Here is a 24,439-nt window from a genome sequence, read left to right on the forward strand (position 1 = left end):
CTTCTGACAACAGCAGAACGCCCCCGTCTCGGGAAGGGACGGAGGCGTTCCAGATCCGCACCGCCCGTCGTCACGGGCAGGGGCGACGCGGAAATCCGGGGGGCTCAGGCCGCTTCAGGCTGACACCAGCGCGGGAAGGGATCGGGCAGATCCGCCCAGCTGTGCGGCGGGATCTCTTCGGGATCGATCAGGGCGCTATCGAGTGCGCGGGTGATCCCCGCCTCGTCCAGCCCCGCCCCGATAAACACCAGCTCCTGACGCCGGTCGCCATAGGGTTCCTGCCAGTGCTGCTCCAGATAGCTGCGTGCCGACGGATGGTCCGGCCAGCGTTCCTGCGGCAGCGAGGCCCACCAGATCCCCATCGGCTTCACCGCCGACAGCGCCCCTGCCAGCGAGAACTCCGCCAGCCAGTCGGGACGGGTCGCCAGCCAGAAATGGCCCTTGGCGCGGATCACCCCGCGCAGCGGCCCGTTCAGCACATCGTGGATACGCTGCGGATGGAAAGGCAGGCGCGCGCGATAGACGAAGGACGACACGCCATATTCCTCGGTTTCCGGCACATGATCGGCAAAACCATAAAGCTCCTTGGCCCAGAGCGGATGCTCATGCGCGGTGTCGAAATCAAAGAGGCCGGTATCGAGAATCCGCTCGGGCGCGACCTTGGAATGGTCGGTCTCGATGATCTGTGCATCGGGATTGAGCGATGTGACGATCTTGCGGGCCGCATCGACCTTGGAAGGCCCCGCATCGCTGACCTTGTTGAGCACCACGACATCGGCAAACTCGATCTGCTCAACAAGCAGATCGACGATCCGGCGCTCATCGCCCTCCCCCATGCTCTCGCCGCGATCGGCAATGAAATCATGGCTCGAATAATCATTGAGCAGGTTCGCGGTATCGACCACCGTCACCATCGTATCGAGTCGCGCGACATCCGAGAGGCTCTGCCCGTCCTCGTCGCGGAACTCGAAGGTCGCGGCCACCGGAAGCGGCTCGGCAATGCCCGTGCCCTCGATCAGCAGATAATCGAAGCGCTTCTCGGCGGCCAGACGGCGCACCTCGGCCAGAAGATCGTCGCGCAGGGTGCAGCAGATGCAGCCATTGGTCATCTCGACCAGTTTTTCCTCGGCCTGGCTCAGCGCGGCCCCGCCAGAACGGACGAGATCGGCATCGATATTCACCTCGGACATATCATTGACGATCACCGCAACGCGGCGGCCCTCGCGGTTATTGAGGATGGAATTCAGCAAGGTGGTTTTTCCGGCCCCCAGAAATCCCGAGAGCACGGTGACCGGCAAGCGGCTGTCTTCGACTGACATGATGGGTCATTCCTTTTGTGCCATATCCAGTTATGTTATACTATAACAATCATACTCCAACCAAGGACGCAAGCCCCCTCTTGTCACCCAAATGTAACCGCGATAGCCTCGGCGCGATCGACAGAGTGGCAACTAGGGTTCCGGGCGTATCGCGCTGCCAGCGACCGAGCGTTGCAGAGACCACGGGCTTCCTTCCGTGGCTGCACCCGAGGGGGAAAATCCCAGAGGAGGAGACGTCGAGATCAACCAACGTCCCGTTCCGGGGCGCTCAAAGGGGGTCTCTATGACTGTATCTTCCGTCCTGATGGTGCTTTGCGCCGCCCTCCTCCATGCCAGCTGGAACCTGATTGCCAAACGAAGCGCCAAAGTCGGGCCGGTTTTCGTGTTTGTCTACTCGGGCTTTGCCTGCCTTTTCTATGCGCCATGGGTGTTCTGGATCATGGCCGATGGCACCTTCACATGGAGCGCCTTGGGGCTTGCCGTGATGGTCGCAAGCGGCGTTATCCATCTGGGCTATAATCTCTGCCTGCAACAGGGCTATGCGAAGGCCGATCTCTCGGTCGTCTATCCGGTGGCGCGCGGCACAGGCCCGCTCCTGTCGGTGCTCGGGGCGTTCTTGCTGCTAGGGGAGCAACCTACGGCAGGCGGGGTCGCGGGAATGCTCTGTGTGGTCGCGGGGATCTTCCTGATCGCCACCCAAGGCCGTCTCGCGGTCTTCACGAGACCCGGCGGCAAGACCGGTCTCCTCTGGGGGCTGGCGACCGGAAGTCTGATCGCCTGTTATACCGTGACCGATGCCTCTGCCGTGAAGCTATTGGGCATTGCGCCCGTGATGCTCGACTGGGTGTGTAACCTGATGCGGGTGGGGCTTCTGGCACCGGCCGTGCTGCGCCACCCCGACCATATGCGGGCGAGGATGCAGGGGCATTGGGGGCGCGCCGCCCTGATCGGGCTATTTTCTCCGCTGGCCTATATTCTTGTGCTGACCGCCATCTCGCAGGGCGCGCCGCTCAGCCATGTGGCGCCGTTGCGCGAAAGCTCGATGATGGTGGGCGCACTTCTGGGCATGGTGCTCCTGAAGGAGCCGGTGGGCGCGGGGCGGCTTGCGGGCTGCGCTATTCTGGTGGCGGGTGTGATCTTGCTTTCGGGTCTCTAGGCGCGCGCACGCCAACCTGATAAGCCCGCGCAAACCAACCCGAAAGGATGACCCCATGATCCAGCCAAGCGCCTCCTTCAAAGACAATCTGCAACAGCTGCCGCCGATCGACGCACTCGCACGGATCGAGCTGCTCGATGCTACCGGCACGGTGGTGGACACGATCGAGAACGAAGCGGGCCGGAAAGGCTCTCTGGCCGTCTACAACTATATCGCAGGCACCTTCGAGGCGCTGGATGCCAAGGCGGCGGCACATGCGGTGGCTGTGTTTGCCGAACATGGCGAGGAGGCGAAATCCCATCGCGGCTCGCACCCCAATATCGACCGCCTGCTCGATATCATTGGCGGTGCCCCCGCACTTGCGCTGCGCCCCGTTCTGGCGGCCTGATCGGCCATGGAAAAACCCTCCGGCGCAGGCCGGAGGGTTCGGTATTGAGCGGGTGGCTCAGCCGACCAGCTGACCGTCATCGCGTTTCACCGCGATCACGCTCGAGCGCGGCAGACCGCTCTCGGCAGGCCAGCTCCCGCCCGGGTGCTGGATGCCCACGAACATGGTGCGGCGGTCCGCCGACCAGCAAAGGCCGGTGATCTCGCAGCCATTAGGGCCGGTCAGGAAGCGCGCGATCTCGCCGGTGGTCGGGTCGCCCGCGAGCTGCTGGTTATTGCCCATACCGGCATAATCGCCCTCGTTGCTATCCTCGCCATCGGTCTGGATCCACAACAGGCCCGCGCTATCGAAAGTCATGCCATCGGGCGAGTTGAACATATTGCCGCCGGTGACATTCTTCGAGCCTGCATAGGCATCCGAATGCACCTCCGGATTGCCCGCCATCACGAAGAGATCCCATTTGAACGTCTCTCCGGCATGGTTGTCGTCGCTCGGATACCAGCGCACGATCTGGCCGTAGTTATTGGCATTGCGCGGGTTCGGACCGTTGACGGCGGTGTCATCGCCACCGGCATTCGGCTTCACGCCGCGGTTCTTGTTATTGGTCAGGCAGCAATAGGCCTCGACCGCATAGGGGTTTACGGCAATCCATTCGGGGCGGTCCATCGTGGTCGCGCCCACTTTCGAGGCCGCCTGACGGGCGAAGATCAGCATCTCTGCCATCTCCATGCCGGTGGTCTCGGGGGTCATGGCGAGCCACTCGCCGGTCTGGTCATCGTGGAACTTGGCCACATAAAGGATGCCGTCATCCAGAAGACCGTCCGTCGGCTGACCCGCGACATAGGGGTTGGTCGAGACATAGCGGTAGAGGAACTCGCCGCGCTCGTCATCGCCCAGATAGACCACCACACGCCCGTCGGGCGCCAGCGTGACTTCGGCATTCTCGTGTTTGAAACGGCCCAGAGCGGTGCGTTTGACCGGCGTACTCTCGGGGTTGGTCGGGTCGATCTCGACCACCCAGCCGAAGCGGTGCGGCTCGTTGGGGTTCTGGCCCAGATCAAAGCGCGGATCGAATTTCTCGTAGCCATACTGGCTCTCGTCGCCCAGACCATAGCGGTCATACCCCGCCTTGACCGTATCGGAGATACCGGTCGCCATGCCGCCGAAATAGCCGTTGAAGTTTTCCTCGCAGGTCAGATAGGTGCCCCACGGCGTCTTGCCCGCGCCGCAATTGCCCATCGTGCCCAATACCTTGGTGCCGGTGCTGTCTGCCGCGGTCTGCATCAGCGCATGGCCTGCGGCCGGACCCGAGATCGCCATCTCCGCATTATGGTGCAGGCGGCGGTTAAAGCGCGAGTTCTTCACCGGTGCATAGCCGTTCTCGCCCTCGGCGATCTCCATCACCGTCACGCCCTGGAAGTTCTGGAGCGTGCGCACATCCTCGGCCGATTGCGGAACGCCATCGGGGGTATGGGGGAGGTTGATCTCGGAATTCACATATTCATTGTTGATCGCGATGATCTCGTGCGATCCGATCTGGAACGTCTCCATCCCGTCGGTATTCTCGCCGAAGACCTTGTCCGAATCCGCCGCGGTCACACCGTTGGTGGCATCGAAATCGGCCACATTATCGAAGAGCGGGTCGCCCCAGCTGACCATGGTTTTCCAGTTCCAGCCCTCGGGCACATGCACCGTCATATCGGTCTGTGCGTCGATCGGGGTGAAGGGGAAACGCGAGGCGGCCTGGGCCTGCGCCGAGGTCGAGTTCAGAAGGCCGGTGCCCATTGCAACCGCGCCGGAACCGAAGGCCACGAGGCCACTCAGGAAGCCACGGCGCGAGATGGCGCGCTCGACCACACGGTCGAATTCGTTCTCTTCGGGGCGGGGAAAATGCAGCTCATCCCACTCATCGGCGGGCATCTTATGCGGAGGCAGCTTCGTCATTTTGGCGTTCCTCGTTTCACTTGATGAGCGAGGAGTTAATGAGCCAATGAAAAGGTTTTGTGACGTTTGCCTTAAGAAATCACGACATGCTCCCTTTCCTGTGATTGGAAAGGGAGCATTGATATCTTTCTTTTTTAGTCCGGGAAATAGCGGGTCTGCGTCGCTTCTTTCGCGTAGTGCATCGGCGACGGCATGTGATTGAACTCGATGATCAATCCCCAAGGCGTTTTGCAGAATTGGGACTGGTTTCCGGGCCCCTCTTCCGGCCCTCCCCCGTCAATCGGGCCTTTCAGGATCTCGGCACCAGCGGCCTTCAATTTGGCAATCGCCTCCTGCATGTCACGGCAATAGATGCAGATATGATGATAGCCCTGATCCTCGAAGCGAGGCTGGTCCTTACGGCCGGTATTCTCTACCTCGAACAGCTCGATATTCGGACCGGATCCAATCCGAATCATGGTGATCGCCTTCACGGCACTTTCCATCGCCAGATCGTTGATCGGGTTCATTTCAGGACCGGTAATCGGATCCTCGTCTTTGGTTTTGGCACGGAACAGGATTGTCGCGCCAAAGGCCTTCTCGAAAAACACCTCGGCTTCGGTAATATCGGGAACGGTCAGCGCCACATGTTCAAGCCCCAGAAACACATCATCTGTCATGCTACAACCTCTTATAATATAAGAAAACTTCCCGCGACCCGCGGGTATACCCGGTCAACGCGTCTGCCTCCGCTTGGGTTTCGGGATTTTTCAAAATTTTGCCGTGAGCAGGATAATGGTGAATATTTCGGAGATAAATCTTGACTTAAGGATCAAAAATACCAGATGCTAGAGAGGATAGTGGGAAGCCTATGGCTGCTCTCGATCCATCGGGGATATCCCCGATCACGCCCACCGAACGGCGTTACGATTTCCGGTCAGAAGTGACCTACCACGCTACAGCTGCTCCTGTAGGTGGTGCCGCATATCCGGTTTTTGCCTGGTATGCAGGTCGGCCCTGTGCCGATCGGGCTGGAAATTTCATGGAAATGTCATGGATCTGTTTCCGAGTTGGAAAGATTCCCAGCGCATACTCCGTGAAGTTCACATGATGAACGCAACCCAGGGGCGCACCTGACTGACACAATGCCCCGTGTCTCACAAGAATAAAGGATACCCGAATGGGACTTAAACTGACTGAACTGACGAACCATCACGCCACAGGCGAGCTTGATGGCCAACCTTTCCACCTGACCGTCGAAAACGGCCAGTATTATGTGCGGATCAAACCCGAAAACGCCGCAGCCGGTCATGACTGGACCTTGGCGGATACCTTCGTGGCCCCCGTATCTGCCCGCAAGGGAATGGCGGACCGGATCCGTTCCTATGCTTATGCGGCGACGGCAAAATACCGTCAATTCCAGCGCTTCGGCGCGATCTGATCGCCACGATCCGGCCTCCGGATCGGGCAGATGATACGACCGGCCCCGGCATATGGCGATTGCGCCTCTGGCTCGGGCCCTGGTCGGGATCACCCCTCCCCTACCTTCAAACGCATCAGCCCCCGACAGGTCGTCAGGGGCTTTGTTTTACGCGGGGTCTATAAAACGCCCCGCTCTGGTGGAGCGAGGCGCGAGGATCAGAAATCCCAGTCTTCGTCTTCGGTGGCCACGGCCTTACCGATGACATAGCTTGAACCGGAGCCCGAGAAGAAGTCGTGGTTCTCGCTATCGGGCGAGAGGGCCGCCATGATCGCGGGGTTCACCTCACAGGCTTCCGGCGGGAAGAGCGGCTCGTATCCCAGATTCATCAGCGCCTTATTGGCGTTGTAATGCAGGAAGTGGCGGACATCCTCGGTCAGGCCGATATCGTCATAAAGCTCCGCCGTATACTGCGTTTCCACCTCGTAGAGGTCGAACATCAGCGCGAAGGCGAAATCCTTGACGGCCGCACGTTCCTCTTCGGAGACCTTCTCCAGAGCGCGCTGGAACTTGTAGCCGATGTAATAACCATGCACCGCCTCGTCGCGGATGATAAGGCGGATCATATCGGCGGTGTTGGTCAGCTTGGCGCGGCTCGACCACCACATCGGCAGATAGAAGCCCGAATAGAACAGGAAGCTCTCGAGGAAGACCGAGGCCACTTTCTTGCGCAGCGGATCCTCGGCCTTGTATTCCTTGAGGATCAGGTTTGCCTTGCGCTGCAGATGCGGGTTTTCCTCAGCCCAGCGGAAGGCCTCGTCCACCTCTGCGGTCATGCACAGCGTCGAGAAGATCGAGGAATAGCTCCGCGCATGCACGGCTTCCATGAAGGCGATATTCGACAGAACCGCCTCTTCATGGGGCGTGACCGCATCTTCCATCAGCGTCGGCGCACCGACGGTGTTCTGGACGGTATCCAGAAGCGTCAGACCCGTGAACACACGGATTGTCAGCTGGCGCTCGTGTTGCGTCAGATTGGCCCAGGAGGGCACGTCATTGGACAGCGGCACCTTTTCCGGCAGCCAGAAATTCGACGTCAGACGGTTCCAGACCTCAAGATCCTTATCATCCTGAAGCCGGTTCCAATTCACCGCCTTGAGCGGCGCTTTCTTCATTTGGTCAAGCATGAAACTCTTTCCTTTCCCGACAGTTACAGGCTGCAGGAGACGCAGCCCTGCACTTCCGTGCCTTCGAGCACGGCTTGGCGGAGCCGGATGTAATAGATGGTCTTAATCCCAGATTTCCATGCACGGATCTGTGCACGGTTGATATCGCGGGTCGTCGCGCTATCGGGGAAGAACAGCGTGAGCGACAGGCCCTGATCGACATGCTCGGTGGCCGCCGCATAGGTGTCGATCAGCTTTTCGGGACCGATCTCGTAGGCATCCTTGTAATATTCAAGGTTGTCATTCGACATATAGGGCGCCGGATAGTAGACGCGGCCGATCTTGCCTTCTTTGCGGATCTCGATGCGCGCGGTGATCGGGTGGATCGAGGCGGTCGCATTGTTGATATAGCTGATCGAACCGGTCGGCGGCACGGCCTGCAGGTTACGGTTATAGAGCCCATGTGCCATCACCGCCTCACGCAGCTCGGCCCAATCGGCGCGGGTCGGCAGGGTGATGCCGAATTTCTCGAAGAGCGCCGTGACGGTCTCGGTTTCCGGCAGCCAGTCGCGGGTCACATATTTCTCGAAGAAGCTGCCATTGGCATAATCCGACTTCTCGAAATTCACGAAGCTCTCGCCCTTCTCGCGGGCGATCAGGTTCGAGGCCCGCAGTGCGTGATAGGCCACAGCCGCGAAATAGGCCGAGGTAAAATCGATCCCCTCTTCCGAGCCGTAATGAATGCGCTCGCGCGCAAGGAACCCGTGCAGGTTCATCTGGCCCAGACCAATCGCGTGGCTCTGGTCATTACCCTTGCGGATCGAGGGCACTGCATCAATCGCCGACATTTCCGACACAGCCGTCAGCGCGCGGATCGCGGCCTCCACGGTCGCGCCCAGATCGCCGCCATCCATCGCGCGCGCGATGTTGAGCGAGCCGAGGTTACACGAGATATCGGTGCCCATATGGTCGTAGCTCAGATCCTCGTGGAAAGTCGAGGGCTCGGCCACCTGCAGGATCTCGGAGCAGAGGTTCGACATGGTGATGCGCCCGTCGATCGGGTTGGCGCGGTTCACCGTGTCTTCGAACATCAGATAGGGGTAACCGGATTCGAACTGGATCTCGGCAAGAATCTCGAAGAAGCGGCGTGCACGCATCTTGGTCTTGCGGATACGGGCATCGGCCACCAGCTCGTCATATTTCTCGGTGACCGAGATCTCGGAGAAGGCGCAGCCATAGACTTTCTGGATATCATGCGGCGAGAAGAGATACATCTCGGCATCGCGCTTGGCCAGCTCGAAGGTGATATCGGGGATCACCACGCCCAGCGACAGCGTCTTGATGCGGATCTTCTCGTCGGCATTCTCGCGCTTGGTGTCGAGGAATTTCAGGATGTCCGGGTGGTGGGCGTTGAGGTAAACGGCCCCTGCCCCCTGACGCGCGCCCAGCTGGTTGGCATAGGAGAAGCTGTCTTCGAGCAGTTTCATCACCGGAATGACGCCCGAGGACTGGTTCTCGATGCCCTTGATCGGCGCGCCTGCTTCGCGCAGGTTGGTGAGCATCAAGGCCACACCACCGCCGCGCTTCGACAGCTGCAGCGCCGAATTGATCGAGCGACCGATCGATTCCATGTTGTCTTCGAGACGCAGCAGGAAGCAGGACACCAGCTCGCCGCGGCTCTTCTTGCCCGCGTTGAGGAAGGTCGGCGTTGCCGGCTGGAAGCGGCCCGCCAGCATCTCTTCGGTCAGCGACAGCGCCATCTTGCGGTCACCGCGCGCCAGCGCCAGCGCGACCATCACCACACGGTCCTCGTAACGCTCGAGGTAGCGCTGGCCGTCGCGGGTCTTCAGCGTATAGGCGGTGTAATATTTGAATGCGCCAAGGAAGGTCGGGAAGCGGAACTTCTTCTTATAGGCGGCATCCCAGATCTGGCGGCAGAAGTCGCGATCATAGAGCTCCAGCACGGCGGCATCGTAATAGCCCTCGTCAACGAGGTAATCGAGCTTCTCGTCCAGCGAATGGAAGAACACGGTGTTCTGGTTCACATGGTTGAGGAAATAGGCGCGCGCGGCCTGACGGTCTGCCTCGAAACGGATTTTCCCATCCGCATCGTAAAGGTTCAACAGCGCGTTCAGCGCGTGGTGATCGAGCCCTTTTACGGCGTCTGCTTTGTCAAGCATTGTGCTCTCCAGAATTTCTCGAGCCCGTCTCTGACGCGGGCAATATCTAGGTCGGTGCCGCTCAACTCGAACCGGTAGAGCAGCGGGATCTTGCATTTCTCGGCGATCACTTTGCCCGCATAGCCATAGTAGATCCCGAAATTGGTGTTTCCAGTGCCGATCACACCCCTGATATTCTTGCGTATCTCGGGGTTGTTCAAAGCATGGATCACGGGTTTCGGAACCGCTCCCCGGCCCTCGCCATCGCTATAAGACGGGCATATCAGCACAAAAGGCAGCTCGGCCAAACTGGCCGAGCGATCTTCGGTGCCCCCGATGCGTATAGCAGGCAGACCGAGCCGGGTGACGAAGCGATGCGTGTTTCCGGTGGCCGAGGAAAAATAGGCCAGTCCGGTCATCGGCTTGCGATCAGGCGACGAGGGTCGCGATACGATCCGGACGGAAACCTGCCCAATGATCAGCGTCGGTCACCACAACTGGGGCCTGACGGTAGCCAAGGCCGGTCACTTTTTCCATCGCCTCCGCATCCAGCGTCAGGTCGATCACATCATGCTCGATCCCGCGGGCATTGAGCGCGCGAATGGTGGCAGTGCATTGGACGCAGGCAGGTTTGGAATAAACCGTAATAGACATAGGCTCTCGACCCCGAAGCAAAGGGGCGGACATTCGGAAGGTGGATCGCATTTCTGCCAAACTCCCCCCGGACATACCGCCCGTGGACATTATCACTCATCAGATCCGCAGGAGGCGCCCATAAGGCCCGCTCTATTCTCCGTCTAGTGCCACAACAGTCCCCCAGGACCTGAAAAGCAACTCACCCTACGGAGGGTCCGGCTTGACTTCCGGACCTCTACACGGAGCGGATATGGTATCCGGTTCCATCTGATGCGCTATATATAGTAGCTGAATTGCGTCTGAAGTCCAGAGGTTTTTAGCCATTCCCCGCGCTTCCCTAGGGGCGGAATACCCCGCATCCCCGACAGCGCGCAACCGCCTGAATCGTTGGAGCTCTGGCTACAAAGAAGACCGCCGGAAGCAAAGACCGAAAAAAATAATTGTTGGGCTGGACGAAAGACGGGGGTTCTGCAACTCGAATCGCGGGCGCGGATTCGTCCACAGGACCGGTCGCCCAGAGCACGAGCCTAGCACGGATCCGCTCGCCTGTCCCCTACGTCAACATCACGCCTCAAATGCCCGATGGCCGCCCCGGGGGACGGCCATGGAAGATGCACACCACTATATCTAGGAGGAAGCTCTTACCGCTCAGCCCATACGCTCGGAGGAGAACGAGCCCGGAGAGGCGGGGAAGACCACCGTTTTCGAGCCGTTGATAAAGACCCGACGATGGGCATGGGCATGGATCGCCCGCGCCAGAACCGCGCTTTCCACATCGCGCCCCAGCGAGACATAATCCTCGGGCGATTGCGCATGGGTCACGCGCACCGTGTCCTGCTCGATGATCGGGCCCTCATCGAGATCGGCGGTCACATAATGCGAGGTCGCCCCGATCAGCTTCACCCCGCGGGCAAAGGCCTGCTTATAGGGGTTCGCGCCCTTGAACGACGGCAGGAAGGAATGGTGGATATTGATGATCCGCCCCGACATCTTCTGGCACATCTCGTCCGAGAGGATCTGCATGTAGCGTGCCAGAACGATCAGCTCGGCGCCTGCCTCCTCGACCACCTGCATGATGCGGGCCTCGGCCTCGGGCTTGTTTTCTTTGGTCACCTTGATGCAATGGAAGGGAATATCGTGGTTCACCACGACCTTCTGGTAATCCATATGGTTCGAGATCACGGCCACGATCTCTACCGGCAGCGCCCCGATACGGGCACGATACAGCAGATCGTTCAGGCAATGCCCGAAGCGCGAGACCATGATGACGACCTTCATCTTGGTCGCCTCGTCATGGAAGGCAAAATCCATCCCGAAGCCGGAGGCCACGGGGGCGAACTCGGCGCGCAGGCTGTCGGCATCATTGCCGGTCTCCGAGGCAAAACTCACCCGCATGAAGAAATTGCCCGTCTCCAGATCGTCGAACTGGGCGCTATCGGTGATATTACACCCTTTATCGGCCAGAAAACCGGAAATGGCAGCGACAATCCCGCGTTTGGTGGGGCAGGTGACGGTCAGGCAATATTTGGTCATGACTATATCCAGAAATCTTTCGCCCGATCAGATATGACCGATCGGCCGCAGGAAGAGAAGAGGCAGGGACACTACCCTAAAACATCAGCCAAGGCGCGCAGCGGCCTCATGAAGCGTATGCCAGAGACTGCCGGCATAGGAGCGCATACCCCAGATCCGGCAGTGATCGGGCGCAAGCCGCAACAGAAAGACCGACATATGGTGCAGGCCGGTGCGGGTTGCCATGCCGGTGGCCTTGGCCGCGTCAGGCAGGTTGACCAGCCGCTCGAGGAGCGCCTCGACATCCTCGCCCGTTACGTCAAACGCCGCCCAGCCATCGGTCTGCTCGGTCACCGAGGCGCCCTCGGCCTGCGTTTTGACCCATGCGGCGAAATCCTCATGCGCGCGGGATAGCCCTTCGATCATCCACTGTCCCTGCCCCGCCCAGAAGGCGGTCAGACCTGCGCCCTGCACGAGCGCGCCGGGTGCGGGCAGGACCATCCCTGCCAGCTCGCTCAAGCTCTGCCCGCGCCGCATGGCCAGCGAGGCCAGCGCGATATCTGGACGTTCGGTCAGGGTCAGTGCGCCCAGAGTTTCGGTTTTGGGCGCGTCGTTCCCCAAAGCGGTCAGTGCAATCAGATCTTTCACGGGCTTAGTCACGGAGGCGCTCCCCCTCTGGGTCAACAAAATGGGCAGGCACGATGCGGCAATCACAGCCCTGATTTTCCAACGGATTATAGGCAACAATCACCTCACCCATGCGCGTCTCGCCATGTTCCACAAAACCAAGCGCGATATGGCTTTTGACATGGGGCGAGTAGCAGGCCGAGGTCACCCAGCCCTGATCGGTATCCATCGTGCGACGGTCGCCACGGGTGAACAAATGCGAGCCCGCAAAGATCCGTTCCTCAGGGTTGAGCGGTTGCAGCCCCACAAGGCGGCGCTTGTCGGCAGCCAGCCCCTCGCGGCGCGACATGATTGCACCGATCGAGTCTTTCTTGGCCGAGACCATCCTGCCCAGACCCAGCATCTGCGCGGTGGTCTGGCCATTCAGCTCCGCCCCCGCCGCATGGCCCTTCTCGATCCGCAGCACAGCCAGCGTCTCTGTGCCATAGGGCGTCACACCAAGATCGGCGCCCGTCTCCATCAACCGCTCCATCAGCGCATGGCCGAAACGTGCCGGCACCGCGATCTCGTAGGCCAATTCACCCGAGAAAGAGATCCGGAAGAGCCGCGCCCGCAGGCCGCCGCAAATGGTCAGCTCTGCACAGCCCATGAAGGGGAAGGCCTCGTTCGACAAGTCGAACCCGTCGACGATCCGCGACAGAAGCTCACGCGATTTCGGCCCCGCCACGGCAATCTGCGCCCAAGCCTCGGTGGTGGAGATCAGTTGCACATCCAGATCGGGCCACAGACATTGCCGCGCGAATTCCATCTGCCGGTAGCACAGCCCCGCATTGGCGGTGGTCGTGGTGACCACATAGTGATCCTCGGCCAGCCGCGCGCAGGTGCCGTCATCATAGATATGGCCATCCTCGCGCAACATGATCCCGTATCGCACACGGCCCACCGGCAGCGTGCCCATCATATTGGCATAGATCCGGTTCAAAAACTCGCCCGCGTCCGCACCCTGCACATCGACCTTGCCGAGCGTGGTCACGTCGCATAGCCCAACGCCCGCACGCACGGCCAGCACTTCACGGTCCACACTCTCGCGCCAGTTTGTCTCCGCGCCTTGCGGGAAATATTGCGCGCGCATCCATTGCCCGACCTCGACAAATTTCGCCCCGCGCGCCTTGGCCCATTCATGCGTGGGCGTCAGCCGCGTCGGGCGGAAATGCGGCCCCGTATCGCCTCCGCCGAGCACCCCCAGAGACACGCCGGTATAGGGCGGGCGGAAGATGGTGGTGCCGGTCTCTGGGATCGGTTTGCCGGTAAGTTCAGCCATGACCGCCAGCGCCGAGACATTGGCCGTCTTGCCCTGATCGGTGGCCATGCCAAGCGTCGTCCAACGTTTGAGATGCTCGACGGGGCGCATATTCTCCTTATGGGCCAGCGCGATGTCCTTCACCGTCACATCATTCTGGAAATCGACCCAGGCCCGTTTTTTGCCCGGCACATGCCAGAAGGCCGCCTGCTCCAGCGGTATATCCTCGGCCTTGGGCAGATCGGGCACAGAAGCCGCGATCCCGAGATCGCGGAGCGCGCGCGCCGCCGCCCGCGCGCCAGACGCCATCGCCTGCGCGGTCGAGCCCTCACCATTGCAGGCTCCTGCGGGGATCAGCCCCGCAGGCCCGCCCTCACCCGGCACGAAGGCCAGCAGATCCTCGTTCCAGACCGGACGCCCGCGATGATGCGAGGCCAGATGCACATTGGGGTTCCAGCCGCCCGACACGCCCAAAGCGCCGCAATCGAGCCACTCGGCCTTATGCCCCGAGCGGATCTCGATCCGCTTCAGCCCGAGCCGCCCCTTGCTGCCCGTCACCACCGATCCGGCATAAAGGCGATAGTCACCCAGAGCCTTGGCATCGGTGCGCACATCCACCACGCCCGCCACCTTGGCACCTCTGGCCAGAAGATCGAGCGCCGTCCGGTGACCATCGTCATTATTTGTGAAGATCGCGATCCCGTCGCCCGCCTGCCGCACGGGCGCCACCGCCCAACGGTTGGCATAGGCGCGCATCGCGCCCGCCAGCATGATGCCCGGACGGTCATTATCGGCAAAGGGAATATGCCGCTCGGTAGCACCTGCGGCCAGCACGGTGCGCCGCGCGGTGATCCGCCAGAGCGTCTGGCGGACTTTCCCGCCCGCCTCCGCCAGATGGTCCGACACGCGTTCGACCGCGCCGTAAACGCCGTGATCATAGGTGCCGAACACCGTCATCCGCGTCATCACCCGCACATTGGGCATCGCGCGCAACTCGGCCTCGGTGGCGCGCAGCCAATCGGTCGCGGGCGCGTCATCCAGCGTATGGCTTTCGGCCAGAAGCCGCCCGCCCAAAGCGAAATCTTCATCGGCCAGAATGACCTTGGCCCCCGCACGGCCCGCGGTCAGCGCCGCCATCAGGCCCGCCGCACCACCACCGACCACCAGAAGGTCGCAATGCAGGTATCCGCGATCATAGGCATCAGGGTCGGGCAGGCCCGACAGCGCCCCGAGCCCCGCCGCCTTGCGGATCATCGGCTCGTAGAGTTTCTCCCAGAAGGCGCGCGGCCACATGAAGGTCTTGTAGTAGAACCCCGCCGCAAAGAAGGGCGACAGGAGATCATTCACCGCCAGCCAGTCGCGCTCGAGCGCGCCTGCATAATTCTGCGAGGACGCTTCCAGCCCATCATAAAGCTCTGCCACGGTGGCGCGGGTATTGGGCTCGGCATAGGCGCCGGTGCGCAGGGTCACCAGCGCATTGGGTTCCTCCGAACCTGCCGCCACCACACCGCGCGGGCGGTGATATTTGAACGAGCGCCCCATAAGCTGCACACCATTGGCCAGAAGCGCCGAGGCCAGCGTATCGCCCTGAAACCCCGAATACTCGGCCCCGTCAAAGCGGAAATTCAGCGGCGCATTGCGGTCCACCAGACCGCCAGACAAACGGCTCATTTCGCGCCCTCCGCGTTAATTGCAAGCTCGGCGCCCAAGATCTCGTGGGTCAGCGTGTTGCGGGTGACGATCAGCCACGAGCGGTCGCCCTGCTCGTGATACCAGAGCTCGCGATGCACACCTGCCGGATTGTCGCGCAGGAAAACATACTCGGCAAAGGCCGCCTCGCCCGCATCAGGCGCAGGCCGCGCCATCAGGGAGACATCGCCCAGATAAGTAAACTCCTGCGCGTCCCGCAGGCCAAGAAGAGGATGGGGTATCAGCATGATCTGGGCCTCAGTGCAGGTTCGGTTGGGCACCAACGCCCTTTTCATCAATGACATAGCCACGCGCGAAACGATCAAGCCGCATCTTCGCGGTGACCTCGTGGCTTTGCCCCGTGGCCAGAAGATGGGCAAAGCAGAAGCCCGAGGCAGGCGTCGCCTTGAACCCGCCATAGCACCAGCCCGCATTCAGGTAGAGCCCCGAGACCGGCGTCTCGTCGATGATGGGCGAGCCATCCATCGACATATCCATAATGCCGCCCCAATTGCGCAACAGCCGCGCGCGCCCGATCATCGGCATCAAGGCCATGCCGCCTTCGAGCACATCCTCGACCACCGGAAGATTACCGCGCTGCGCATAGGAATTATAGCCGTCGATATCGCCGCCAAAGACCAGCCCGCCCTTATCGGACTGGCTGATATAGAAATGCCCCGCGCCAAAGGTGATCACATTGTCGATCAGCGGTTTCAGCCCTTCGGATACAAAGGCCTGCAGCACATGGCTCTCGATCGGCAGGCGCATCCCCGCCTTTTCCATAACACGGCTCGTGGATCCGGCCACCGCCACACCGACCTTCTTCGCCCCGATAAAGCCGCGCGAGGTCTCGACCCCCTCGACACGGCCATTATTGATACGGAAACCCGCGACCTCGCAATTCTGGATGATATCGACGCCACGCTGGTCGGCGCCGCGCGCATAGCCCCAGACCACGCCATCATGGCGCGCCGTGCCCGCGCGGGGCTGGATCAGCGCCCCCTTGATCGGGAAGCGGGCATTGTCGAAATTGAGATAGGGGAGCATGCCCCGCAGATCGGCCGCATCCACCAGTTTCGCGCCAGCCTCCGAGAGCATCATCGCATTGCCGCGCCGACGATAGGCATCACGCTGTCCGTCGCTATGGAACAGGTTGTAGATCCCGCGCTGGCTGACCATCGAGTTGAAATTGGTCTCCTGCTCGAGGTTTTCCCACAGCTTCATCGACAGCTCGTAGAAGGGCTGGTTTCCGGGCAAGAGGTAGTTCGAGCGGATAATCGTGGTGTTCCTCCCGATATTGCCCGAGCCGAGCCAGCCCTTTTCCAAAACCGCGATCTTCAGATGGCCGAAGTTTTTCGAGAGATAAAAGGCCGTCGAGAGACCATGACCACCGCCGCCGACGATGATCACATCATAGGCCGGTTTGGGCTCGGGATCGCGCCACAAAGGCCCCCATCCCTTATGCCCCGTCAGCGCCTCTTTCAGCACCCTGAACCCTGAAAACTTCATGACCTGCGCTCCTTTATCTGGCTCAGGCTATGCGGGATCAGATGAATAAACTTCTTTATATACGCCATATACTATCGTAAAAATGCCATTAGGATTAATCGGGCAAGCCTATGCAACATATCGCCTTTCTGCTTCTGGACGGCTATGCGCTAATGTCCACGGCCTCGGCCCTCGAGCCATTGCGCGCGGCCAACCAGTTCCGCCCGGGCAGCTACGAGATCACGATTCTCGCGGGCCAGGAGCGTGCGGTCTCCTCGATCGGGTCGGAATTTCCGGCACGCCCCTTCCGCACGACCCCGCCCGAGTTCGATCTGGTCTTCGTGGTGGCGGGCGGCGATCCGGCCCGCGTGACCGACCCTGCCCTGATGGCATGGCTGCGTGACGCCGACCGGAAGGGCGTGGCCTTGGGCGGCATCTCGGGCGGGGCGCTGGTCCTTGCACGGGCGGGGTTGCTGGAAGGGCGGCGTTTTACCGTCCATTGGCATCATTATGAGGATATCGAGGCGATGGGCGGCGACTGGCTGCTGGAACGGCGGCTCTTTGTGATCGACCGCAACCGCTATACCTGCGCAGGCGGCACAGCGCCTCTGGATATGATGTATGCGCTGATTACACGCGATTTCGGCACGGGCTTCGCACGGCGGATCGCGGACTGGTTCATGCAGACCGAGGTGCGCGGGCCCGAAGCCCCGCAAATCGCCTCGATCGAGGCGCGATACGGGGTGATGCCGCCTGTGGTGACCGCCTGTATCGAGCTGATGGAAAGCCATATCGCCGATCCGCTCGACCAGAGCCAGTTGGCAAGCCTTGCAGGTGCCTCGCTCAGGCAGGTGCAGCGGCAGTTCAAATCGGCCATGGACCGGACAATGATGGAGGTCTATCGCCAGATCCGTCTGGAGAAGGCACGCGAGCTGATCGTGAACACGCGGCTGCCGCTCTCGGAAATCGCGCATCTGACGGGTTTCGCCACCCAGTCGCATTTTGCCGACCGCTTCCGCGAGGCCTATGGTCATGCGCCGCGCAGCCTGCGCGACAAAAAAAGCCCGACGTCACGAGAGTGAGCGCCGGGCATCAGGAGGGGTAATTCCGCGCTCAGATATCGAGCGTATTGTCCTTTTCCCATTGCGAGAAATGCGACACGAAGGACGTCCATTCCTGCATCTTCATCTTGATATAGGAGGCCGAGAACTCCAACCCCATCGCGGCTTTCAGCCCCTCATCGGCGTCAAAATTGCGCAGCGCATCGAGCAGGTTCAGCGGCAGGCGCGGCGCATCCTTCACCTTGTAGCCTTCGGCATACATGTCGATGTCATGGCGCGGCCCCGGATCGGCCTTGGAGCGGATGCCCGAAAGCCCCGCCGCAATGATCACCGCCTGCAACAGATAGGGGTTCACCGCCCCATCGGGCAGGCGCAGCTCGAACCGGCCCGGACCGGGGACGCGGACCATATGGGTGCGGTTATTGCCGGTCCAAGTGACCGTATTGGGCGCCCATGTCGCACCAGAGGTCGTGCGCGGCGCATTGATCCGCTTATAGCTATTGACCGTAGGGTTGGTGATCGCGGCCAAGGCTTCCGCGTGCTTCATGATGCCGCCCAGGAAGGTGCGGCCCTGATCCGAGAGGCCCAGCTCTTTGGACTTATCGGCAAAGGCATTGACCTTGCCCTCCAGATCCCAGACCGAGATATGCGCGTGGCAGCCATTGCCCGTCAGCCCCTCGATGGGTTTGGGCATGAAGGTGGCGCGCATACCGTGTTTCTCGGCGATCGACTTCACCATGAACTTGAAGAAGCTGTGGCGGTCGGCGGTGACCATCGCATCATCAAAGCCCCAGTTCATCTCGAACTGGCCATTGGCATCCTCATGGTCGTTCTGATAGGCACCCCAGCCGAGCTCCAGCATATAATCGCTGATTTCGGCAATGATATCATAGCGCCGCATCACGGCCTGCTGGTCGTAGCAGGGTTTGGCCGCGGTATCATAGGGGTCCGAGATCTGATCGCCCTCAGGCGTCAGCAGGAAGAACTCGGCCTCGATACCGGTCTTTACCCGCAGCCCCTCGGCCGCCGCCTCATCGACCAGCTTCTTCAGCACATTGCGCGGTGCCTGATCCACCGGCTCGCCTTCCATCACGCAATTGGCCGGAACCCAAGCCACCTCGGGCTTCCATGGCAGCTGGATCGCGCAGGCGCTATCGGGGACCGCCAGCATATCGGGATGGGCAGGCGTCAGATCGAGCCATGTGGCAAAACCCGCAAATCCCGCGCCGTCTTCTTCCATATCGGTGATCGCCTGCGCGGGCACCAGCTTCGCGCGCTGGCCCCCGAAGAGATCCGTATAGGAGACCATGAAATATTTGACGCCCTTCTCGCGGGCAAACGCGGCCAATCCTGCCATCTGAACACCTCTTATCCCTGTTGCATGGGGCGGGGCGTTTGCCGCCCTCGCCCTGTCTTCCGGCTGGCTCAGAAGCCGCCCTTGCCCGGCCACCAGTTGGTGCCCGCCAGCGGAACCTGCGCCATCGCGGCCGCTTCCATCGTCAGCGCGCACAGATCCTCGGGCTCGAGATTATGGACATGGTTATGGCCACAGGCCCGCGCGATGGTCTGGCATTCGAGCGTCATCACGTTGAGGTAGTTGCGCAACCGGCGCCCTGCCGCGACCGGATCGAGCCGCTTCATCAGCTCGGGGTCCTGCGTGGTGATGCCCGCCGGATCTCGGCCCTCATGCCAGTCGTCATAGGCGCCCGCCGTGGTGCCGAGCGCGTTATATTCGGCCTCCCAACGCGGGTCGTTATCGCCAAGCGCGATCAGCGCCGCCGTGCCGATCGCCACCGCATCCGCGCCGAGGGCCAAGGCCTTTGCCACATCAGCCCCCGAGCGGATACCGCCCGAGACCACCAGCTGCACCTCGCGGTGCATGCCGAGATCCTGCAGCGCCTGCACGGCGGGGCGGATACAGGCCAGCGTCGGCTGGCCAACGTTTTCAATGAACACATCCTGCGTGGCGGCCGTGCCGCCCTGCATGCCATCAAGCACCACCACATCGGCACCGGCTTTCACCGCAAGCGCCGTGTCGTAATAGGGGCGCGCGCCCCCCACCTTGATATAGATCGGCTTCTCCCAATTGGTGATCTCGCGCAGCTCCAAGATCTTGATCTCCAGATCATCGGGGCCGGTCCAGTCGGGGTGACGGCAGGCCGAACGCTGGTCGATACCGACCGGCAGATCACGCATGCCCGCAACCCGTTCGGTGATCTTCTGACCCAGCAGCATCCCGCCACCGCCCGGTTTGGCACCCTGCCCCACCACGATTTCAATCGCATCGGCGCGGCGCAGGTCATCGGGGTTCATCCCGTAGCGCGAGGGCAGATACTGATAGACGAGCTTTTCCGAATGGCCGCGCTCTTCTTCCGTCATGCCGCCATCGCCGGTGGTGGTCGAGGTGCCGGCCAGCGACGCCCCGCGCCCCAGAGCCTCTTTCGCATGGCCCGACAGCGCGCCAAAAGACATGCCCGCAATGGTGATCGGGATCTTGAGCTCAATCGGCTTCTTGGCAAAACGTGTGCCCAGAGTCACCGAGGTGTCGCATTTCTCGCGATAGCCCTCGAGCGGATAGCGCGACATTGACGCGCCCAAGAACAAGAGGTCGTCGAAATGCGGCACACGGCGTTTTGCGCCCCCGCCACGGATATCATAGATACCGGTCGCCGCGGCACGGCGGATCTCGGAATTGACCTCCTTGGAGAAGGTCCAGCTCTGGCGCGGTTCGGTCTGCGGTGTCTTTTCCATCTTCGCGCTCCTCAATATTCGTCTGCGTGGTCGATGTTGAAATTGTAGAGCTTGCGCGACGAGCCGTAGCGTTTGAACTCTTCGGGTTTGGCATCGGCGCCGGTCTTCTCGAGAATATCCTTCAGGAAGGTGATATGCTCGGGGCGCATCTCCTTCTCGACGCAATCGGCGCCGAGCGATTTCACTTTGCCGCGCACAAACAGACGCGCCTCATAAAGGCTGTCGCCCAAAGCATCGCCCGCATCCCCCAGAACAACTAGATTGCCGCGCTGCGCCATGAAGGCCGACATATGGCCGATATTGCCATGCACCACGATATCGATCCCCTTCATCGAGATCCCGCAGCGCGAGGACGCATTGCCCTTGATGTTCAGAAGGCCCCCACGACCGGTAGCACCGGCATATTGGCTGGCATCGCCCTCGATGGTGACCATGCCCGACATCATATTCTCGGCCACCCCCGGACCGGTCGAGCCCTCGACCGTCACTGTGGCTTCCTTGTTCATGCCCGCGCAGTAATAGCCCGTCGAGCCCTTGATGGTCACGCTCAGCGGGCCATCAAGCCCCACGGCCACCGCATGAGAGCCGCGCGGATTGGCGATGTCAAAAGCTTCGTTCTTGCGGTCTTTTGCTGCCGCTTGCAGGGTGGAGTTCAGCTCGCGCAGCTCCATCTGCGACATATCCAGAACAGTCATGGATCAACGCTCCCAGAAATAGACAGTGGCGGGTTCGGGCTCCCAGACACGGGCCGCCTCGATCCCCGGCAAATCGGCGAAGGCGCGGTATTCGGAGGCAAAGGCCACATAATCCTCGGTCTCGGCCATGATCGCGGGCTTGCAGGCGATCGGGTCACGCACCACGCCAAAGCCGTTCTTGGTGCCGGTGACAAAGGTGAAGAAGCCGTCGAGATCCTTCAGCGTGCCTTCCAGCGCCTCGCCAAGGCTCGCGCCCTCGGCAATGCGCGAGGAGATATAGGCCGCCCCCACTTCGGTATCATTCTCGGTCTTGGTGAACACGCCCTTCTTGGCCAGCTTGCGGCGCATCGAATTGTGGTTCGAGAGCGAGCCATTATGCACCAGACATTGGTCATCGGCGGTCGAGAACGGGTGCGCACCTTGCGTTGTCACGGCGGATTCGGTCGCCATACGGGTATGGCCGATCCCGTGGCTGCCGCCCATTTCACGGATACCGAAGCGCGCCGCCACATCCTTGGGCAGGCCGATCTCCTTGTAGATCTCCATGCTTTCGCCCACGCCCATCACGCGCAGCCCCTTGGCCTCGACGGCCGCCAGAAGGGCAGCCTCGGCTTCCATCGGCGCCTTGATCACGGCATGGGTGGACACAACCTTCACCGACACCCCAACCCCTGCGGCCTTGGACAGATCGTCTTCCAGACCTGCAAAATCCACATCCGGCGTATCCGATTGCACGGTGATCTTCACACCATCGCTCTCATCGCCATAGATCGCGATCCCCGCACTATCGGGGCCGCGTTCAGTCATGGTGATCAGCATATCGGTCAGCATATCGCCCAGCTTCGGGCGCAGATCGTCCTTCTTCAGAAAAAGGCCAACAATCCCACACATAGGTCATCTCCCAGACATCGAGACCGGCGCCAGCGCGCCTTCCTCAACATCACTAAGGAGAATTTTTTATTCCTAATAGGAAAATAATTACGATCCCGATCACTGCCCCGCCATTGCCTAGAATTTAACCGCCCTCGCGCATTGATGGTCACGCGTTGGGCGCCCGGTCAACGCGATTGCGGATAGGTGATGATCGACAGATAGCGGATCGGCAGGTCCGAGAGATCCTCCGGCCCATGCGGCGCATCCGCATCGAACAGAAGCGAGTCGCCCGCCTCCAGCACATAGCGCTGGTCGCCATGGCGGTAGGTCATCGTGCCATCGATCATATAGAGAAGCTCGATCCCCTCATGCTGGAAGATGGGGAATTTGTCCGACGGGCTTTCAAGCGTGATCATATAGGGCTCGACCACCACGCCCGAATTGTTCGAGCCGATATGGCCCAGAAGCTGGTATTGATGACCGGCCCGCGTGCCCTCGCGCTCGATCTCCACGCCATCGCCGGCCTTCACATGCATGCAGCCGCGCGCTTCCTCATAGCCCGAGAACAGCTGCACCAGCGGCACACGCAGCGCATGGGCCAGCACCGAGATCGTCGAGAGCGAGGGGGAGGTCACGCCATTCTCGATCTTGGACAACATCCCCACCGACAGCCCCGCCTGCCCTGCCAGATCGGCCACCGTCATCCGCTGGCGCTTGCGCAGATCGCGCACCTGACGGCCAATCGCCACCTCGAGATTTTTCTCGCGGATCTCGCGCACGGCATGGGGGTTCTGTTGCAACCCCTTCTTGGTCTGTGGCACCTCTGGCTCCTTCGCTATCCTCGAAGGGCCATCTTGCAAGAAATTTTCCTCTCAGGAAAGACTTCAGATCCCCGACAGCATCCGCGAAATCCGCAGCGCATAGCGGTCGGTCATGCCCGAGACGAAATCTCCCATCGCATGCAGCGCCGTCTCGGGGCTGCGCACATCACGCAGATCGAGCCCCAGCACCCGCACCACCTGCGCCGAATGCGCATCGAGTGCTGCCGCATCCCAGCCTTTCGCGCCAAGCCTGTCATAGATCGGTGCGATACCATCGAGCACATTGCCGATGATCCGGTAACCCGACACCTCCAGCTCGGTCTTGCGCGGGGCGGTAAAGATACGCGCCTTGGCCAGCGCACGGATCGCCGCGAACTGCGCGCCCAGACGCCCCGCCTCCACCAGCCCCTGGCCGAAGGTGCCGCCCATGATCTCGCCGTAATTCTGTTTGAATGCCTCGAGGCAGCTGTCGATCGCCCGCCCGATGCTGAGCGCGCGCAGCAAAGCAATCTCCTCGGCCTGCGTCATGCCCTGAGCCCCACGATTGGGTTTCTCGGCCAGATTGAACAGCGCCTCGCGCACCACATCAAAGGGCAGCTCGCCGGTGGTGAAGGCATCCTCCAGATCGACGATATTATAGCAAATATCATCGGCCGCCTCGACGACATAGACCAGCGGATGCCTGCGCCACCATTGATAGGGGCCCACGGCAATCTGCGGCAGACCAAGGCTGGATGCCGCCTCGGCAAAGAGCCCCAGATCGGAATTGAAAATGCCGAATTTCTTGGCTCCGAAATAGCCCGCCGAGCGGTAATCGCTCAGCCCCGCATGTGTTGCCGCCGAGAGCGGGTATTTCATGAACGCGCCCAGCACCGCCTTCGACAGGCGCATACCGCCATCATTGCGATACATCTCCTTGCGCGCGATGATCCGGAAGCCTTGGGCATTCCCCTCGAAATGGCAAAATTGCGGGTGTAGCTCGGGGTCCAGATCACCGCAGACCCCGCGGGCCTCGTCAAAGGCACGGGCAAACCACGCCCCGATCGAGGCCTCGCCCGAATGACCGAAAGGCGGATTTCCGATATCATGGGCCGCGCAGGCCGCCTGCACGATATTGGCAATCGCGTTTTCCTCACCCGCCGCGATCTCGTCTTCCTCCACCAGCCATTGCCCGATGGACATCGCCAGAGACCGGCCCACCGACCCCACCTCGATCGAATGGATCAGCCGGTGATGGACATGGTCATGCTCGTAAAGCGGCTGCACCTGCGTCTTGTTGGCCAGACGGCGGAACGGCTCGGAGAAGACGATCCGGTCGTAATCCTGCGTGAAGATCGACCGGTTGCGGGCTTCCGAATATTTCCGGTCGCGCAGGCGTTCGTTCGACAGAAGGCTCGTCCAGTCCATGCTCATCTCCGTTGGGGCCGTCTCCTTCTAGCGCCCGAAGACAGCAAA

At 61.2% G+C, this 24,439-nt stretch carries 22 protein-coding genes; 4 read left to right on the forward strand and 18 right to left on the reverse strand.

Going from position 1 to position 24,439, the window contains the following annotated elements; all coding sequences use genetic code 11:
- Nucleotides 1–104 precede the first annotated feature (104 nt).
- Nucleotides 105–1,319 (reverse strand): GTP-binding protein, encoded by a 1,215-nt coding sequence (locus ABEB22_RS17990; protein ID WP_349295187.1) that lies wholly within the window; start codon nt 1,317–1,319, stop codon nt 105–107.
- Between the two features lie 283 nt (nt 1,320–1,602).
- On the opposite strand from ABEB22_RS17990, the gene ABEB22_RS17995 reads away from it, so the two are divergent.
- Both ABEB22_RS17995 and ABEB22_RS18000 read left to right on the forward strand, forming a co-directional pair.
- Nucleotides 1,603–2,475, forward strand: a complete 873-nt coding sequence (locus tag ABEB22_RS17995) for a DMT family transporter (protein WP_349295188.1) — start codon at nt 1,603–1,605, stop codon at nt 2,473–2,475.
- Nucleotides 2,476–2,530: 55 nt separating this feature from the next.
- The gene (locus tag ABEB22_RS18000; RefSeq protein WP_339115303.1) at nt 2,531–2,863 is read left to right on the forward strand and encodes a DUF2322 family protein; all 333 of its coding nucleotides are present in this window, start codon (nt 2,531–2,533) and stop codon (nt 2,861–2,863) included.
- Nucleotides 2,864–2,920: 57 nt separating this feature from the next.
- On the opposite strand, the gene ABEB22_RS18005 is transcribed toward ABEB22_RS18000, so the two are convergent.
- Together ABEB22_RS18005 and ABEB22_RS18010 are read right to left on the reverse strand one after the other, a co-directional pair.
- Entirely contained in the window at nt 2,921–4,807 is a 1,887-nt protein-coding gene (locus ABEB22_RS18005) for a PhoX family phosphatase (protein WP_349295189.1), read from the reverse strand.
- Nucleotides 4,808–4,941: 134 nt separating this feature from the next.
- Nucleotides 4,942–5,466, reverse strand: coding sequence for a VOC family protein (locus ABEB22_RS18010; protein WP_339115305.1), 525 nt, complete (start codon nt 5,464–5,466; stop codon nt 4,942–4,944).
- A 500-nt stretch (nt 5,467–5,966) separates the two neighbouring features.
- Between ABEB22_RS18010 and ABEB22_RS18015 the strand changes: the two genes are divergently transcribed.
- Entirely contained in the window at nt 5,967–6,227 is a 261-nt protein-coding gene (locus ABEB22_RS18015) for a hypothetical protein (protein WP_349295190.1), read from the forward strand.
- Nucleotides 6,228–6,424: 197 nt separating this feature from the next.
- Here the strand turns inward: ABEB22_RS18015 and nrdF are convergent, their stop codons facing one another.
- The 9 genes from nrdF to ABEB22_RS18060 all read right to left on the reverse strand — a co-directional run bounded on the left by nrdF (nt 6,425) and on the right by ABEB22_RS18060 (nt 16,804).
- Nucleotides 6,425–7,393, reverse strand: coding sequence for a class 1b ribonucleoside-diphosphate reductase subunit beta (nrdF, locus tag ABEB22_RS18020; RefSeq protein WP_349295191.1), 969 nt, complete (start codon nt 7,391–7,393; stop codon nt 6,425–6,427).
- A gap of 23 nt (nt 7,394–7,416) precedes the next feature.
- Nucleotides 7,417–9,552, reverse strand: a complete 2,136-nt coding sequence (nrdE, locus tag ABEB22_RS18025) for a class 1b ribonucleoside-diphosphate reductase subunit alpha (RefSeq protein ID WP_349295192.1) — start codon at nt 9,550–9,552, stop codon at nt 7,417–7,419.
- The gene (nrdI, locus tag ABEB22_RS18030) at nt 9,528–9,950 is read right to left on the reverse strand and encodes a class Ib ribonucleoside-diphosphate reductase assembly flavoprotein NrdI (RefSeq protein ID WP_339115309.1); all 423 of its coding nucleotides are present in this window, start codon (nt 9,948–9,950) and stop codon (nt 9,528–9,530) included. The genes nrdE and nrdI overlap by 25 nt, the downstream gene beginning before the upstream one ends.
- Nucleotides 9,951–9,960: 10 nt before the next feature.
- Entirely contained in the window at nt 9,961–10,185 is a 225-nt protein-coding gene (gene nrdH / locus ABEB22_RS18035) for a glutaredoxin-like protein NrdH (protein WP_349295193.1), read from the reverse strand.
- 630 nt (nt 10,186–10,815) lie between these two features.
- Nucleotides 10,816–11,700 carry a formyltetrahydrofolate deformylase gene (purU, locus tag ABEB22_RS18040; RefSeq protein ID WP_349295194.1) on the reverse strand — a complete coding sequence of 295 codons (885 nt, stop codon included), beginning with the start codon at nt 11,698–11,700 and terminating at the stop codon, nt 10,816–10,818.
- Between the two features lie 84 nt (nt 11,701–11,784).
- Nucleotides 11,785–12,339 (reverse strand): sarcosine oxidase subunit gamma, encoded by a 555-nt coding sequence (locus ABEB22_RS18045; protein WP_349295195.1) that lies wholly within the window; start codon nt 12,337–12,339, stop codon nt 11,785–11,787.
- Nucleotides 12,332–15,277, reverse strand: a complete 2,946-nt coding sequence (locus tag ABEB22_RS18050; protein ID WP_349295196.1) for a sarcosine oxidase subunit alpha family protein — start codon at nt 15,275–15,277, stop codon at nt 12,332–12,334. The genes ABEB22_RS18045 and ABEB22_RS18050 overlap by 8 nt, the downstream gene beginning before the upstream one ends.
- Nucleotides 15,274–15,543, reverse strand: coding sequence for a sarcosine oxidase subunit delta (locus ABEB22_RS18055; protein ID WP_349295197.1), 270 nt, complete (start codon nt 15,541–15,543; stop codon nt 15,274–15,276). Before ABEB22_RS18055 ends, ABEB22_RS18050 begins: the two co-directional genes overlap by 4 nt.
- 10 nt (nt 15,544–15,553) lie before the next feature.
- Nucleotides 15,554–16,804 (reverse strand): sarcosine oxidase subunit beta family protein, encoded by a 1,251-nt coding sequence (locus ABEB22_RS18060; RefSeq protein WP_349295198.1) that lies wholly within the window; start codon nt 16,802–16,804, stop codon nt 15,554–15,556.
- A 110-nt stretch (nt 16,805–16,914) separates the two neighbouring features.
- Between ABEB22_RS18060 and ABEB22_RS18065 the strand changes: the two genes are divergently transcribed.
- Nucleotides 16,915–17,865, forward strand: a complete 951-nt coding sequence (locus tag ABEB22_RS18065) for a GlxA family transcriptional regulator (RefSeq protein WP_349295199.1) — start codon at nt 16,915–16,917, stop codon at nt 17,863–17,865.
- 31 nt (nt 17,866–17,896) lie between these two features.
- On the opposite strand, the gene glnT is transcribed toward ABEB22_RS18065, so the two are convergent.
- The 6 genes from glnT to dgt form a co-directional block, all read right to left on the reverse strand.
- Nucleotides 17,897–19,201, reverse strand: a complete 1,305-nt coding sequence (gene glnT / locus ABEB22_RS18070) for a type III glutamate--ammonia ligase (protein ID WP_349295200.1) — start codon at nt 19,199–19,201, stop codon at nt 17,897–17,899.
- A 68-nt stretch (nt 19,202–19,269) separates the two neighbouring features.
- Nucleotides 19,270–20,595, reverse strand: coding sequence for an FMN-binding glutamate synthase family protein (locus ABEB22_RS18075; protein ID WP_339115318.1), 1,326 nt, complete (start codon nt 20,593–20,595; stop codon nt 19,270–19,272).
- An 11-nt stretch (nt 20,596–20,606) separates the two neighbouring features.
- On the reverse strand, nt 20,607–21,290 hold the full coding sequence (locus ABEB22_RS18080; RefSeq protein WP_349295201.1) for a GXGXG domain-containing protein: 684 nt from the start codon (nt 21,288–21,290) through the stop codon (nt 20,607–20,609).
- Nucleotides 21,291–21,293: 3 nt separating this feature from the next.
- Nucleotides 21,294–22,181, reverse strand: a complete 888-nt coding sequence (locus ABEB22_RS18085; RefSeq protein WP_339115320.1) for a glutamine amidotransferase family protein — start codon at nt 22,179–22,181, stop codon at nt 21,294–21,296.
- 167 nt (nt 22,182–22,348) lie between these two features.
- A complete protein-coding gene (locus tag ABEB22_RS18090; RefSeq protein ID WP_349295202.1) occupies nt 22,349–22,984 on the reverse strand; it encodes an XRE family transcriptional regulator in 636 nt (211 codons plus the stop codon).
- Between the two features lie 63 nt (nt 22,985–23,047).
- On the reverse strand, nt 23,048–24,391 hold the full coding sequence (dgt, locus tag ABEB22_RS18095; RefSeq protein WP_406871207.1) for a dGTP triphosphohydrolase: 1,344 nt from the start codon (nt 24,389–24,391) through the stop codon (nt 23,048–23,050).
- Nucleotides 24,392–24,439: the final 48 nt, after the last annotated feature.

The organism is Thioclava sp. 'Guangxiensis', from assembly GCF_045348365.1.
Taxonomy (GTDB): domain Bacteria; phylum Pseudomonadota; class Alphaproteobacteria; order Rhodobacterales; family Rhodobacteraceae; genus Thioclava; species Thioclava kandeliae.